This window comes from Mesorhizobium sp. WSM3862 (assembly GCF_002294985.1).
GTDB lineage: Bacteria > Pseudomonadota > Alphaproteobacteria > Rhizobiales > Rhizobiaceae > Mesorhizobium.
This window is the reverse complement of sequence record NZ_NSGE01000004.1, coordinates 364,035-378,278: the sequence shown is the minus strand read 5'-3', so window position 1 is coordinate 378,278 and position 14,244 is coordinate 364,035. Positions and strand designations below refer to the sequence as shown.

Sequence of the window (14,244 nt, the reverse complement as noted above, 5' to 3'; positions counted from 1 at the left end):
CATGACCAATCACCTGTTCGACGCGTTTCGCGCCAGCATGCCGGCGCCTGGCCGAGTGCTGATGGAGACGGATGACGGGCGTTCGATTTCCTATGCCGACATGCTGGCGCGGTCCGCGCAGTTTGCGCACGCGCTGGTCGCCGCTGGTGTGTTGCCCGGCGATCGCGTCGCCGTGCAGGCGGAGAAGATCCCTGAAGCCTTGCTCCTCTATCTCGCCTGTCTGCGCGCGGGCGCCGTCTTCCTGCCGCTCAACACCGCCTATACGCTGCCGGAGCTCGACTATTTCTTCCGCGACGCGGAGCCGCGGCTGGTCGTGTGCGATCCGGAAAAGGTGAAGGATGTGCAACCGCTTGCCGCATCGGTGGCGGCGGCGACGCTGACGCTAGGCCGCGACGGACAGGGCACGCTTGCGGACCGTGCGGCGCTACAGCCAGCGGATTTTGCGGATCTGGAGCGCGGCCCCGACGATCTTGCCGCCATCCTTTACACGTCGGGCACGACGGGCCGCTCCAAGGGCGCCATGCTCAGCCACGAGAACCTCGCCTCCAACGCGCGCGTGCTGGTGGATTACTGGCGCTTCAGCAGCGATGATGTGCTCATCCACGCGCTGCCGATCTTCCACACGCACGGCCTGTTCGTCGCGACCAACGTCATCCTGATGGCCGGCGCAAAGATGCTGTTCGAGCAGAAGTTCGACCCGGCCCGTGTGATTTCGCTTCTGCCGCGCGCGACCGCGCTGATGGGCGTGCCGACCTTCTATGTGCGGCTCCTGCAGCAGCAGGGCCTGACGAAGGATGCGGCCAGCCGCATGCGGCTGTTCATCTCCGGTTCGGCGCCGTTGCTTAGCGAGACGCATAATGCCTGGCGCGAGCGCACCGGCCACGCCATCCTCGAACGCTACGGCATGACCGAAACCAACATGAACACCTCCAATCCCTATGACGGCGAACGGCGCGCTGGCACGGTCGGCTTTCCGCTGCCGGGTGTCACGCTGCGCGTCGCCGGCCCCGAAAGCGGCAAGCCGCTAGCCCAGGGCGAGATCGGCATGATCGAGGTGAAGGGCCCGAACGTCTTTGCCGGCTATTGGCGGATGCCAGAGAAAACCAAGGCCGAATTCCGCGAAGACGGCTTCTTCATCACCGGCGACCTCGGCCTGATCGATACCGGCGGCTATGTCCACATCGTCGGCCGCGGCAAGGACCTGATCATCTCGGGCGGCTACAACGTCTATCCCAAGGAGATCGAGAGCGAGATCGACGCGCTTGCCGGCGTTGCCGAAAGCGCGGTGATCGGGGTTGCGCATCCCGACTTCGGCGAAGGCGTCACGGCCGTCGTGGTGCGCAAGCCGGGCTCGGCAATCAGCGCAGCCGATATCGCCGACGCCATCGCCGGGCGGCTGGCCAAATACAAGCATCCAAAGCAGGTGATCTTCGTCGACGAATTGCCGCGCAACACGATGGGCAAGGTGCTGAAGAACGTTTTGCGCGAGGCGTTTAAGGATATCTACCAGTCCAGGCCGCAGAGCTAGGACCAGTGCAAACGCCCGGTAGCATCGTCATTTTGGGGCGGAGCAAGGAGCGAAGCGACGCGGGAAGACCCTGGAAGCCATGCCTTAACGCCAAACGTTGCAACGATTACAGAATTCTGCACCGTTGCGCCCCACCGCAGAGGTCACGGCATGGATCCTCGGGTCAAGCCCGAGGATGACGAAGGAAGAGGCCTACGCCGCAAAAACCTTCTCGCCGCCGATCCAGACATTCTTGACGTCCAGGTCTTCCGACAGCCCGACAATGTCCGCTGCGGTGCCGTTGGCGAAGCGGCCGAGGCGATGCGCCTGGCCGATCGCTTCGGCGGGATAGAGCGAGGCCATGCGGAGCGCCTCGTCGAGATCGAGCCCGACCACGCGATGGACAAAGCGCACGGCGGAAATCATGTCGAGATCGGCGCCGGCCAGCGTGCCGTCGGCAAGCCTGAGACTCCCGTCCTTGCGGTAGATGGTACGGCCGTTGAGGGTGAAGGATGTCATGTCGGTGCCGATCGTCGCCATGGCGTCGGTGACCAAAAGGATCCTGCCCGGGCCTTTCTTGGCATTGAGTGCAAGCGTCATGGTGCCGGGATGGACATGGATACCGTCCGCGATGAGGCCGGCGTAGAAGCTGCCGGTGTCGATCGCCGCTCCGGCCAGTCCCGGCTCGCGATTGCCGATCTGGCTCATGGCGTTGAAGAGGTGGGTGACGACCGTGGCGCCGGCCTCGGCGAAGGCCGTTGCCGTGGCATAGCCGGTGTCGGAGTGGCCGAGGCTGACAACGATGCCGGCCGCGGCCAGCGCCGTGACCCGGGCCGGCTCGACCGATTCCGGTGCGACCGTGGTGAGCAGCACCGGCAAGCCCTGACGCGCCGCGACCAGCGCAGCCTGGTCGGCGTCCGTCATTGGCCGGATAAGAGCCGGATCATGCGCACCCTTGCGCGCGACGGACAGATGCGGGCCTTCGAGATGCAGCCCAAGAAAACCCGGCACCTTCTTCCGGGCGGCCTCGGCGCCGGCGGCGACCGCGGCGGCGGTGATCGCCGGCGTGTCGGTGATCAGCGTCGGCAAGAGCGCCGTGGTGCCGAAGGGCGCGTGCGCCCGGCAGATGGTCTCGATCGAGGCGACATCGGGATGGTCGTTGAGCATGACGCCGCCACCGCCATTGACCTGGATGTCGACGAAGCCGGGAACCAAGAGGCCGCCACCGGTCTCGGCACGGGAGACGCCTGACGGCACGGCGCCGGTGGGCAGAATGGCCTCGACCATGCCCTCCTTGATGACAAGGGCCGCATCGTCGTGCCAGTCGGCCCCGTCGAAGATACGGGCGCCGGTGAGGGCGAAACGGTCGCTCATACGGTTTCCGTCACCTTGCGCAGATTGCGTGGCGCATCCGGATCGAGGCCGCGATGGCGAGCGAAGGCCTCGACGAAGCCATAGAAGGACACGATCAGCGGCAGCGGATCGGTTAACGGATGGCCGGTTGCGACATACGGCAGCAGCCTGGCTGCCTTCGCCTTGTCGGAGGTGACGAAAGCGGCCGCGCCTTTGGCCGTCAAGCTATCGGCCGCCTCGGCCACCGAAGGCTCCGACGCGTCGCGGGCAGCAAGCGCCAGGACCGGGAAGCCCGGCCCGACCAGCGCCAGCGGCCCGTGCATGACCTCGGCGGCGCTATAAGCCTCGGCATGCATGGCGCAGGTTTCCTTGAATTTCAGCGCCGCCTCGCTGGCGATCGCGAAGGATGGGCCGCGGCCGAGGATGAACAGCGAGCGCGGCGTTTCGAGCGCCGCGGCGAGCGCCATCCAGTCGCAGGCGATCGCCTTCTCGAAATGCTCCGGCAGGCGGGCGAGCGCAGCAAGCAGCGCCTCATCGCCAGTGCTGTGCGCCATCAGCGCCAGGGCGGCGACGGCCGAATTGACGAAGGTCTTGGTGGCCGCGACGCTGCGCTCCGGGCCGGCGAGAATGTCGATGGCGTAATCCGAGGCGCGCGCCAGCGGCGAGTCGGCGGTGTTGGTGATGGCGACGGTGAGCGCGCCGCCGGCTCTCGCGGTTTCGGCCATGGCGACGATGTCGGGACTCTTGCCCGACTGCGAGATCGCCAGGCAAGCCGAGCCGCGTAGCCTCAGCTTCGCGCCATAGATGGAAGCGATCGACGGGCCGACGGACGCGACGGCGAGGCCGGCCGTCAGCTCCACGGCATATTTCATGAAGGTGGCGGCATGGTCGGACGAGCCACGCGCCACGGTGACGACGAAATGCGGATCGCGCTCGCGAAGGCCGCGGCCGGCCTCGGCCAGCACCTTGGCCGAGCCGTCGAGCAGGCGGGCGGTGGCCTGCGGGATCTCCTCGATCTCGCGCCGCATGTGGGTGGCGTTTGCGATCATGGCCGGCTCTCCTCTCCCGGCCCGGTCAGCCGGAGTTCCGCGACGAAGTCATAGGCGTCGCCCCTGTAGATCGAGCGCGTGAACTCGATCACCTTGCCGCTCGCCAGATAGGAAATACGCTCGATGTGCAGGCCGGCAACCCCCGGCGGCACTTCGAGAAGGCGCGCGTCGCCGTCGCCGAGATTGGCGGCCGAAATGCGCTGCACGGCCCGCACCGGGCGGTTGCCGGTCAGTTCCAGCGCCGCGTAGAGCGAGGAGCCGATCGCTTCGGGGTCGGGAAGCACGCTCGCCGAAATCGCGGCGCGCTCGATCGCCAGCGGCGTGTCGTTGGCGATGCGCAGGCGCGCCACGCGCGCCACCAGCTCGCTCGACGACAGGCCGAGCACCATCATCTCGTCCGGCGAGGGCGCATAGAGGCCGCGGTCGAGCCAGGCCGAGCGCACGACCATGCCGCGGCGCGCCATATCCTCGGTAAAGGAGGTGAGCCGCGACAGCGACTGCTCGACACGTTCCATGCGCGGGGCGACAAAGGTGCCGGAGCCATGGCGCTGGACGAGGATGCCGCCCTTGACGAGATCCTGCACGGCCTTGCGCACAGTGACGCGCGAAATGTCGGCCTTGCTGGCTATATCGCGCTCTGAAGGCAGCGCGTCACCCGGCCCGATCAGGCCGCGATTGACCGCTTCCTCGATGCTTTTTCTCAGCTGCAGGTAAAGCGGCGCTCCGCTCTGCGAGGATTCTTTCAGCATAGCGAAGATCTGGTCGGCGGCGCTCATCGCGGCGCCTCCGGCAGCATAGCGAAGATCTGGTCGGCGGCGCTCATCGCGGCGCCTCCGGCAGCATAGCGAAAATCCGGTCGGCGGCGCTCATCGGGCGCCTCCGGATTTGCCCGCGAAGATGCGCGCGGCCATCTGCACCGCGCCGCCGAGCGCATCGTCAAGCGGAGCCTTCAGCAGCGCCTGATAGCGCGCCGACAGCCGCGGCGCGTAGAGCGGCGCCAGGCCACCGAGCAGGCATAGCGGCGCATCGTCGGCGAGTTCGAGGGCGCCCAGCGAAGCCTCGACATCGGCAACCGCCTTATCGAGGATCCAATTGGCGACGAGATCGCCCTTGTCGGCATGCTCGAAGACCTTTGGCGCGAAACCGCCGAAGTCGCCGGGCTTGGCGTTGGTGGTGAACTCGACCACGTCCTCGGGATTGTTGCGGAAGACGGCAAGCATGGCATCCGTCAGCGGCGAGCCGGGTCGGATGCCGTCATAGGCAAGGAGCGTCTGCTCGAGCAGGTCGCGGCCGATACGGGCGCCGCTGCCCTGGTCGCCGACCTGGAAACCCCAACCGCCGATTGCGCGCGACTTGCCCGCTTTGCGCGCCATATAGGCGGTGCCGGTGCCGAGGATCGCCATGGCGCCGTCGCCGGAGCCGACGGCGCCTTCGAGCGCGATCTCGGCATCGGTCTCGACGCGGCTTTTGCTGAACGGCAGGATCGCTTCCAGCTGCTGCCTGTAGGTGCCGACATTGGCTCCGGCGAGGCCGAGAATGGCAGGCGTCTCAGGGATCATCTGCGGATCTTCACCGGCGGCCACGAAAGCCTGCCTTGCCGCCTCGACGATGTTGGCGCGCGCACCGGTAAGGTCGGTGCGGATATTGGCCGCGCCGCTCTTGGCGCGGCCAACGACAGCGCCGTCGGCGGTCGCAAGGGCCGCCCTGCAGCTTGTGCCGCCGCCATCGATGCCAAGCACGAATTTCACACGATTTTCTCCTCGTCGCGGATAATACCAATAAAATACCAATAGCCAAGCGTTAATTTCGGTTCAAAAAAGATTAAGGCGTATTTGATTGAAAGGACATGGAAATTTGACCCCGGTGCGCTCCGGAGCATGAAAACGCGATGAGAGATGTGGACAAGTGGTATTTTTTTGGTATTGTTCGATCAGTTGGAGGAAAGCGGATGGTCGAGACGCGCACGGAAGCGCTTCATCAGAACGCCGCGGGGCTGGATGTCCAGACCCCGGCTGCCATCCTTTCGTTCCTCGCCAATGCGCAGATCGAGGCCGCCCGGGCCGTGCACGGCGCCATTCCGGCTATTGCCGAGGCCGCCGAACTTGTCGCCAGACAATTGAAGGGTGGAGGCAGGCTCGCCTACGCGGCAGCCGGCAGTTCCGGCCTGATGGCTGTCGCCGATGCGCTGGAACTTCCCGGCACATTCGGTATCGCGCGTGACCGCATCGCCATCCTGATCGCCGGCGGCGACGAGGCGTTCCACACGCTTGCCGGCGGACCGGAAGACGATACCGAGCAAGCCGCGGCAGCCGTGGCGAATGCCAATATCGGCAAGGGCGACTGCCTGATCGCCATCTCGGCCAGTGGCTCGACGCCCTATGCCGTCCAGGCGATCGGCGATGCGCGGCGCCGGGGCGCGGCGACGATCGCGATCGCCAACAACAAGGGCGCGACGCTGTTCGGCGAGGCCGACGTCGCCATTCTGCTCGAGACGCCGCCGGAGCTGATCGCCGGCTCGACGCGCATGGGCGCGGGTACAGCCCAGAAGATCGCGCTCAACATGCTGTCGACGCTCGCTGCCGTCCATCTCGGCCATGTGCATGACGGCTACATGGTCAACCTCGCCGCCGACAACATCAAGCTGCGCGACCGCGCGGTGCGCATGGTGGCCGCCATCAGCGGACGCAGCCGCGAAGATGCGGCGCGCCTGCTCGAAGAGAGCGGCGGCCGCGTCAAGACTGCCATTCTGCTCGCCGCGGGTGCTGCCAATGCCGATGCGGCCGAGAAGATACTGGAAAAAACCGGCCAGAAGCTCAGGCCGGCGCTTTCCGCGATCGAGGGGAGCAAGGCGCGCTAGCCGCTGTTCTCATCAAAACCGAACCTGAAAAAGGTCAACAGGGAGACTGGACATGACGACCAAACTACTGACGGCACTTCTCATCGGCACGAGCATCCTCGGCTCCGCCGGGGTGGCCTATGCCGAAGACGTCACGCTCAACATCGAGAGCTGGCGCGGCGACGACCTGACCATCTGGAAGGACAAGCTGATCCCGGCCTTCGAAGCCAAGAACCCCGGCATCAAGGTGGTGTTCGCGCCCTCGGCGCCGACCGAGTATGACGCGGCACTCGGCGCCAAGCTCTCTGCCGGCTCGGCGGGCGACCTGATCACCTGCCGCCCCTTCGACAAGTCGCTTGAGCTGTTCAAGAAGGGCAACCTCGCCGACCTCTCGTCGCTGCCCGGCATGGACAACTTCTCTCCGGTCGCCAAGGCCGCCTGGCAGACCGACGACGGAAAGTCGAGCTTCTGCGTGCCGATGGCTTCGGTCATCCACGGCTTCATCTACAACAAGGACGCCTTCGACAAGCTCGGCCTCAAGGTGCCGACGACGAATGAAGAGTTCTACGCCGTGCTCGACAAGATCAAGGCGGACGGCACCTATATCCCGATGGCGATGGGCACGAAGGACCTCTGGGAAGCCGCGACCATGGGCTACCAGAACATCGGCCCGAACTACTGGAAGGGCGAGGAAGGCCGTCAGGCGCTGATCAAGGGCGAGCAGAAGCTGACCGACCCGCAGTGGGTTGAACCCTACAAGGAACTGGCCAAGTGGAAGCCCTATCTCGGCGACGGCTTCGAGGCGCAGACCTATCCGGACAGCCAGAACCTGTTCACGCTCGGCCGCGCCGCCATCTACCCGGCTGGCTCCTGGGAGATCGGCCTGTTCAACACCCAGGCGCAGTTCAAGATGGGCGCCTTCCCGCCGCCCGTGCAGAAGGCCGGCGACACCTGCTACATCTCCGACCATACCGATATCGGCATGGGGCTGAACGCCGCCTCGAAGCACCCGGAAGAAGCCAAGAAGTTCCTGTCCTGGGTCGCTTCGCCGGACTTCGCCAACATCTACGCCAATGCCTTGCCGGGCTTCTTCAGCCTGAACAACACCCCGGTGAAGATGGAGGACCCGCTGGCGCAGGAATTCGTCTCCTGGCGCGGCAAGTGCAAGTCGACGATCCGCTCGACCTACCAGATCCTGTCGCGCGGCACGCCGAACCTCGAGAACGAGACCTGGGTCGAATCGGCCAACGTGATCAACGGCACCGACACGCCGGAAGCCGCGGCCAAGAAGCTGCAGGACGGCCTCGACAGCTGGTACAAGCCGGCGAAGTAAGGCTTTAGCCATTCGAACCGGCCGGGCGCTGCCCGGCCGGCCTTCGGACAGATCTAGATAGCGATTGTCGGCGCCGCCTCTCGGTCTTACCCTCACCCTTGCGGGAAGACGAAGCCGCACTGTCGCTGGCCTTGTCCCTCGCATCATGGGGACAGTCAGGCCGCCGTGCATCGAGGCATCAGCCAAGCACCATCGACCTGGAACCGAGAGACGGCGGGGACCGAACTCATGGCCGCACAAACACGACCCAAGAAACCGATCCGCTGGCATATCGGCGTCTTCCTGGCGCCGGCGGTGCTCGTCTACACGGCAGTCATGATCCTGCCGCTGTTCGGGACCCTGCAGCTTTCCCTGTTCCGCAACATCAACCAGGCGCAAGTGTTCGTCGGGTTCGACAATTTCCACACGCTGTTCGGCGATCCCAACTGGTCGGTGAATTTCTGGAACGCGCTGCGGAACAATGTCTGGTTCTTCATCATCCACATGCTGGTGCAGAATCCGATCGGCATCCTCTTGGCGGCGCTGCTGTCCAGCCCGAGACTGCGGTTTGCCGCCTTCTATCGCACCGCGATCTTCGTGCCGACGATCCTGTCCTTCGTCATCGTCGGCTTTGCCTGGAAGCTGATCCTTTCGCCGATCTGGGGCGTGGCGCCGCATCTGCTCGACTTTGTCGGGCTGAAGAGCCTGTTCACGCCGTGGCTCGGCAAAGAGCAATATGCGCTCACCGCGCTCAGCCTCGTCTCGGTCTGGCAGTTCGTCGGCATCCCGATGATGCTGATCTATGCAGCACTTCTGTCGATCCCCGACGAGGTGATCGAGGCCGCCGAATGCGACGGCGTCACCGGGATGGCGCAGTTCTGGAAGATCAAGCTGCCGCTGATCCTGCCTTCGATCGGCATCATCTCGATCCTGACCTTCGTGGGCAATTTCAACGCCTTCGACCTGATCTACACCGCGCAAGGGGCGCTAGCCGGTCCGAATTATTCGACCGACATCCTCGGCACCTTCCTCTACCGCGCCTTCTTCGGTTTCCAGCTGCAGGTCGGCGATCCCAACATGGGTGCCGCGATCGCCACGATCATGTTCCTGATCATCCTCGCCGGCGTCTGCGTCTACCTGTTTCTCGTCCAGACGCGCCTGCGTCGCTACCAGTTCTGAGGCGCGCCATGAGCACCGCAACACATTCGCTTCCCCGCGCCATCGGCGCCCATGCGGTCCTTTTGACCTACACGGTGATCGCGCTGTTCCCCGTGATCCTGGTCATCATGAACTCGTTCAAGTCGCGCGCCGGTATTTTTGGCGCGCCGCTGACGCCGCCGACGCCGAAAACTTTCGACCTGATCGGCTACACCACCGTGTTCGGCCAGGGCGACTTTCTGCATTATTTCCAGAACAGCCTCGTCGTCACGGTCGCCTCGCTGTTCTTCGTGCTTCTGTTCGGCGCCATGGCCGCTTTCGCACTGTCGGAATACCGCTTCCGCGGCAACACGATGATGGGGCTCTATCTCGCGCTCGGCATCATGATCCCGATCCGCCTCGGCACCGTCGCCATCCTGCAGCTGATGGTGGCGAGCGGGCTGGTCAACACGCTGACCGCGCTGATCCTGGTCTACACGGCGCAAGGCCTGCCGCTCGCCATCTTCATTCTGTCGGAGTTCATGAAGCAGGTGTCCGACGACCTGAAGAACGCCGGCAGGATCGACGGGCTGTCGGAGTACACGATCTTCTTCCGGCTGGTGCTGCCGCTGGTGCGCCCGTCGATGGCGACGGTCGCCGTCTTCACCATGATCCCGATCTGGAACGACCTGTGGTTCCCGCTGATCCTGGCCCCGTCGGAAGAGACCAAGACGGTGACGCTCGGCGCGCAGCTCTTCCTCGGCCAGTTCGTCACCAACTGGAACGCGATCCTGGCGGCGCTCTCGCTGGCGATCCTGCCGGTGCTGATCCTCTACGTCATCTTCTCGCGGCAGCTGATCCGCGGCATCACGTCAGGAGCCGTCAAGTGAGTGCAGAACAGCCTCTTCGCGTCGTCGTCGCCGGCCTTGGCAATATGGGCCGCAGCCATGCGCTGGCCTATCACACCAATCCGGGCTTCGAGATCGCCGCGCTCGTGAACCGTTCCGAGGTGCCGCTGCCGGATGGGCTCGCGGGCTATCGCATCAGGCGCTCCTTCGAGGACGTGCTGCGCGACGAGAAACCGGACGTCGCCGCCATCGCTACTTATTCCGACAGCCACGCCGACTATGCGGTGCGGGCGTTCGAGGCCGGCTGCCATGTCTTCGTCGAGAAGCCGCTGGCGACCACGGTGGCGGACGCCAGGCGCGTCGTCGATGCCGCCAAAGCCAACGGCAGGAAGCTGGTGATCGGCTATATCCTGCGCCACCATCCGTCCTGGATGCGGCTGATCGCCGAGGCGCGCAAGCTCGGCGGGCCATACGTATTCCGCATGAACCTCAACCAGCAGTCCTCCGGCCACAGCTGGGAAACGCACAAGCAGTTGATGCAGACCACCTCGCCGATCGTCGATTGCGGCGTGCATTATCTCGACGTGATGCTGCAGATCACCGACGCCAGACCGGTCGAGGTGCGCGGCATGGGCGTGCGGCTCAGCGATGAAGTGGCGCCCTCGATGTATAATTACGGCCACCTGCAGGTGCTGTTCGAAGACGGCTCGGTCGGCTGGTACGAGGCCGGCTGGGGACCGATGGTTTCGGAGACCGCCTTCTTCGTGAAGGACGTGATGTCGCCCAGAGGCTGCGTGTCGATCGTCATGAAGGAGGGCGTTAAGTCCGACGACATCGACACACACACCAAGACGTCGACCATCCGCCTGCACAGCGCCGCGACCGGGCCGGACGGAAAGTTCATCAAAGAGGACGAACTGCTGTCGATGGAAGGCGAGCCGGGGCACCAGGAACTCTGCGATCTTGAACAAGCCTTCCTGCTCAAGGCCATCCGCGAGGACATCGACCTGACCCGCCACATGGAGGACGCGGTGAAGTCGCTCGCCGTCTGCCTCGCCGCCGACCAGAGCGTGCGCACCGGCGCGCCAATCAAACTCTAGAACAAGGACGAAGCCGTGGGCTCGCTGAACATCGAGAACGTGAAGAAGGCATTCGGGCCGGTCGAGGTGCTGAAGGGCATCGACCTCGAGGTCAATGACGGCGAATTCGTCGTCTTCGTCGGCCCCTCCGGCTGCGGAAAGTCGACGCTGCTGCGCGTGATCGCAGGGCTAGAGGATTCGACCTCCGGGCGCGTGGTGATCGACGGCGACGACGTCTCCGTCACGCCGCCCGCAAAACGCGGCATCGCCATGGTGTTCCAGACCTACGCGCTCTATCCGCATCTGACGGTGAAGAACAATATGGGGCTCGGCCTGAAACAGGCCGGCACGCCTTCGGCCGAGATCGAGCGCCGCATCAAGATCGCTTCCGCGATGCTGTCGCTCGAGCCCTATCTCGAGCGGCGGCCGGCGGAGCTGTCGGGCGGGCAGCGCCAGCGCGTCGCGATCGGCCGCGCCGTGGTGCGCGAACCGAAACTGTTTCTGTTCGACGAGCCGCTGTCCAATCTCGACGCGGCGCTTCGCGTCAACACCAGGCTGGAGATCGCGCAGTTGCACCGGCGGCTAAAGGCAACGATGATCTACGTCACGCACGACCAGGTCGAAGCGATGACGCTGGCCGACAAGATCGTCGTGCTCAATGCCGGCCGCATCGAGCAGATTGGCAGCCCGATGGAGCTCTACAATGCGCCGGCCAATGAATTCGTCGCCGGCTTCATCGGCTCGCCGAAGATGAATTTCATCGACGGCGCCAAGCTTGGCGAGACGGCGAAGACCGTCGGCGTGCGCCCGGAACATCTGACCGTCGATGCAAAATCCGGCGCCTGGAAAGGCACGGTGGTGCATGCCGAGCATCTCGGCGCCGACACCAATCTCTATCTCGACTGCGAGAAGGCCGGGCTGCTCACCGTGCGGATCTTCGGCGTCTACAATGCCGAACCGGGCGCGACGCTCTATGCAACGCCGGATCCGGCGAAGACGTATCGGTTCGGGGCAGATGGAAGGGTGTTGAAGTAGCGCCGGCCTCCCCTTCTCCCCTTGCGGGAGAAGGTGGATCGGGGCGCAGCGCCGAGACGGATGAGGGGTGCTCCACCGGAGTGCGACGCTTACTTCTGCAACGCAGAGATCGTTCCAACACCCCTCATCCGGCCGCTTCGCCGCCACCTTCTCCCACAAGGGGAGAAGGTGAGGTCTGCGCTTACTCGTCCGCCTTGAAGGTCTGCTTCTGCTGGCCCATGCCCTCGATGCCGAGCTCGACGACGTCGCCGGCCTTCAGGAACACCGGCGGCTTCATGCCCAGCCCGACGCCGGGCGGCGTTCCGGTGGAGATGATGTCGCCGGGATGCAGCGACATGAACTGGCTGAGATAGGAAACCAGATATTTCACGCCGTAGACCATCGTCTTGGTCGAGCCGTTCTGCATGGTCTTGCCGTTGACCGTCAGCCACATTTTGAGGTTCTGCGGGTCGGCGATCTCGTCGGCGGTCACCAGCCAGGGGCCGATCGGGCCAAACGTGTCGCAGGACTTGCCCTTGGTCCACTGGCCTTGGCGCTCGGCCTGGAAGGCTCGCTCGGAAACGTCGTGCGCAACGCAATAGCCGGCAACATAATCCAGCGCGTCGTCCTCGCTGACATACTTCGCCGTCTTGCCGATGACGACGCCGAGTTCGACTTCCCAGTCGGTGTTGACCGAGCCGCGCGGGATCAGCACGTCGTCATCCGGCCCGACGATAGCCGAACTCGCCTTCATGAAGATGATCGGCTCCGGCGGCACTGTGGCGCCGGTCTCGGCAGCGTGGTCGGAATAGTTGAGGCCGATGCAGATGAATTTCCCCGTGCCGGCGACGCAGGCGCCGATGCGTGGGCTACCGGAAACAGCCGGCAGCGATTTCGGATCGAGCTTCGACAGCATCTCCAGCGAAGCCGGATGCAGCGCCGTGCCGGCGATGTCGGCGACATAGGCCGAAAGGTCGTGGATCGTGCCATCCTGATCGAGCAGGCCGGGACGCTCGCTTCCCACCTCGCCATAGCGCAGCAACTTCATCTTTTCTCTCCACCTTGCGGCCAAAGACCGATTCGCAAAACTTTCCGCCACGACCTCATGCGAAAATCGGGCGGACCCTAGCCATCAGCCTGGTACCCCGCAAGCGCGGACTCCGCGCAGTCGGTCGGCAGGCTGGATTTTTCAGACTTTTCGATGCTTCCGATGAACGCGTAGACCCGATCCGATCTTCCTGTTCGCCCACTACCACTGCGAACCGCCCCCAATTTTCGAAACGGGCGTCAGATCGACCAGCCGCCATCAATATTGTAGGCCTGCCCCGAAGTGTAGGTGGCGCCCGCCAGATAGACGGCGAGATCGGCGATTTCTTCCGGCGTGCCCAGCCTTCCCATCGGCTGGCGGGCGATGAAGGCGGCGCGCGCCGCCTCATAATCGCCCTGCGCATGCATGCGGTCCTGCAGCGACGGGCTTTCGACCGTGCCCGGACAGATGGCGTTGCAGCGGATGCCCTCAGCCACATAGTCGGCGGCCACCGCCTTGGTGAGGCCGACGACCGCCGCCTTGGTCAGGCCGTAGACGAAACGGTTCGGCACGCCCTTCTGCGAACTTGCCAGCGATGCCATGTTGATGATCGAGCCGTCGCCGCGCTCCAGCATGCCGGGCAGCACGGCGCGGATGGTGCGGATCATAGAGCGGACATTGAGATTCAGGGCGAAGTCGAGATCGGCATCCGTCATTTCGAGGATCGACCCCGAATGGACGAAGCCGGCGCAATTGAACAGAACATCGACCGTGCCGATCTCGGCGAAGGCCGATGTGACGGCCGCGTCATCGAGCACGTCGAGCTTGCGGGTTTTTATGCCGGAAGTCTTGCCGAGTTCGGCCAAAAGCTGCTCGTTGATGTCGGTGGCATGAACGGTGGCGCCGGCCTTGGCGAAAGCCAGCGCGCTCGCCCGCCCAATGCCTTGCGCCGCCGCGGTGATGACGACCACTTTGCCTGCCAGATCCGCCATGCTTCCCTCCGGTGTCGCAAGCTTTCTTTGGATGCAATGTGCCAGGCGAGCCTGACCGCTATTCCGCAGGCCAATTGTTTTTTCTGGTTA

13 protein-coding genes are annotated in these 14,244 nt (G+C 64.6%); 7 read left to right on the top strand and 6 right to left on the bottom strand.

Annotation, left to right across the window (positions count from 1 at the left end; all coding sequences use genetic code 11):
• Position 1: 1 nt before the first annotated feature.
• A complete protein-coding gene (locus CK224_RS14235) occupies positions 2-1,528 on the top strand; it encodes a malonyl-CoA synthase (RefSeq protein WP_095782206.1) in 1,527 nt (508 codons plus the stop codon).
• A gap of 192 nt (positions 1,529-1,720) precedes the next feature.
• Here the strand turns inward: CK224_RS14235 and nagA are convergent, their stop codons facing one another.
• The 4 genes from nagA to CK224_RS14215 all read right to left on the bottom strand — a co-directional run bounded on the left by nagA (position 1,721) and on the right by CK224_RS14215 (position 5,657).
• On the bottom strand, positions 1,721-2,881 hold the full coding sequence (nagA, locus tag CK224_RS14230; RefSeq protein ID WP_095782205.1) for an N-acetylglucosamine-6-phosphate deacetylase: 1,161 nt from the start codon (positions 2,879-2,881) through the stop codon (positions 1,721-1,723).
• Positions 2,878-3,909: an SIS domain-containing protein gene (locus tag CK224_RS14225; RefSeq protein WP_095782204.1), complete on the bottom strand. Its 1,032-nt coding sequence runs from the start codon at positions 3,907-3,909 to the stop codon at positions 2,878-2,880. Before CK224_RS14225 ends, nagA begins: the two co-directional genes overlap by 4 nt.
• Entirely contained in the window at positions 3,906-4,685 is a 780-nt protein-coding gene (locus CK224_RS14220) for a GntR family transcriptional regulator (RefSeq protein ID WP_067324046.1), read from the bottom strand. Before CK224_RS14220 ends, CK224_RS14225 begins: the two co-directional genes overlap by 4 nt.
• Before the next feature lie 90 nt (positions 4,686-4,775).
• Positions 4,776-5,657 carry an N-acetylglucosamine kinase gene (locus CK224_RS14215; protein WP_095782203.1) on the bottom strand — a complete coding sequence of 294 codons (882 nt, stop codon included), beginning with the start codon at positions 5,655-5,657 and terminating at the stop codon, positions 4,776-4,778.
• 200 nt (positions 5,658-5,857) lie between these two features.
• On the opposite strand from CK224_RS14215, the gene CK224_RS14210 reads away from it, so the two are divergent.
• The 6 genes from CK224_RS14210 (at position 5,858) to CK224_RS14185 (ending at position 12,156) form a co-directional block, all read left to right on the top strand.
• Entirely contained in the window at positions 5,858-6,766 is a 909-nt protein-coding gene (locus CK224_RS14210) for an N-acetylmuramic acid 6-phosphate etherase (protein WP_095782202.1), read from the top strand.
• Positions 6,767-6,818: 52 nt separating this feature from the next.
• Positions 6,819-8,078: an ABC transporter substrate-binding protein gene (locus CK224_RS14205; protein WP_095782201.1), complete on the top strand. Its 1,260-nt coding sequence runs from the start codon at positions 6,819-6,821 to the stop codon at positions 8,076-8,078.
• Between the two features lie 228 nt (positions 8,079-8,306).
• Entirely contained in the window at positions 8,307-9,236 is a 930-nt protein-coding gene (locus CK224_RS14200; protein ID WP_066996121.1) for a sugar ABC transporter permease, read from the top strand.
• An 8-nt stretch (positions 9,237-9,244) separates the two neighbouring features.
• Complete coding sequence (locus CK224_RS14195) at positions 9,245-10,084, top strand: carbohydrate ABC transporter permease (RefSeq protein WP_095782200.1); 840 nt, start codon at positions 9,245-9,247, stop codon at positions 10,082-10,084.
• Positions 10,081-11,142 (top strand): Gfo/Idh/MocA family oxidoreductase, encoded by a 1,062-nt coding sequence (locus CK224_RS14190; RefSeq protein ID WP_095782199.1) that lies wholly within the window; start codon positions 10,081-10,083, stop codon positions 11,140-11,142. The genes CK224_RS14195 and CK224_RS14190 overlap by 4 nt, the downstream gene beginning before the upstream one ends.
• 15 nt (positions 11,143-11,157) lie before the next feature.
• Positions 11,158-12,156: an ABC transporter ATP-binding protein gene (locus CK224_RS14185; protein ID WP_066996130.1), complete on the top strand. Its 999-nt coding sequence runs from the start codon at positions 11,158-11,160 to the stop codon at positions 12,154-12,156.
• Between the two features lie 181 nt (positions 12,157-12,337).
• On the opposite strand, the gene CK224_RS14180 is transcribed toward CK224_RS14185, so the two are convergent.
• Positions 12,338-13,183: a fumarylacetoacetate hydrolase family protein gene (locus tag CK224_RS14180; RefSeq protein ID WP_095782198.1), complete on the bottom strand. Its 846-nt coding sequence runs from the start codon at positions 13,181-13,183 to the stop codon at positions 12,338-12,340.
• Positions 13,184-13,422: 239 nt separating this feature from the next.
• Positions 13,423-14,154, bottom strand: coding sequence for an SDR family oxidoreductase (locus tag CK224_RS14175; protein ID WP_095782197.1), 732 nt, complete (start codon positions 14,152-14,154; stop codon positions 13,423-13,425).
• Positions 14,155-14,244 lie beyond the last annotated feature (90 nt).

Excerpts from the sequence above, each read along its gene's own strand:
- CK224_RS14235 (WP_095782206.1), top strand. The coding sequence starts at position 2 with ATGACCAATCACCTGTTCGACGCGTTTCGCGCCAGCATGCCGGCGCCT.
- nagA (WP_095782205.1), bottom strand. The coding sequence starts at position 2,881 with ATGAGCGACCGTTTCGCCCTCACCGGCGCCCGTATCTTCGACGGGGCC.
- CK224_RS14225 (WP_095782204.1), bottom strand. The coding sequence starts at position 3,909 with ATGATCGCAAACGCCACCCACATGCGGCGCGAGATCGAGGAGATCCCG.
- CK224_RS14220 (WP_067324046.1), bottom strand. The coding sequence starts at position 4,685 with ATGAGCGCCGCCGACCAGATCTTCGCTATGCTGAAAGAATCCTCGCAG.
- CK224_RS14210 (WP_095782202.1), top strand. The coding sequence starts at position 5,858 with ATGGTCGAGACGCGCACGGAAGCGCTTCATCAGAACGCCGCGGGGCTG.
- CK224_RS14205 (WP_095782201.1), top strand. The coding sequence starts at position 6,819 with ATGACGACCAAACTACTGACGGCACTTCTCATCGGCACGAGCATCCTC.
- CK224_RS14200 (WP_066996121.1), top strand. The coding sequence starts at position 8,307 with ATGGCCGCACAAACACGACCCAAGAAACCGATCCGCTGGCATATCGGC.
- CK224_RS14195 (WP_095782200.1), top strand. The coding sequence starts at position 9,245 with ATGAGCACCGCAACACATTCGCTTCCCCGCGCCATCGGCGCCCATGCG.
- CK224_RS14180 (WP_095782198.1), bottom strand. The coding sequence starts at position 13,183 with ATGAAGTTGCTGCGCTATGGCGAGGTGGGAAGCGAGCGTCCCGGCCTG.
- CK224_RS14175 (WP_095782197.1), bottom strand. The coding sequence starts at position 14,154 with ATGGCGGATCTGGCAGGCAAAGTGGTCGTCATCACCGCGGCGGCGCAA.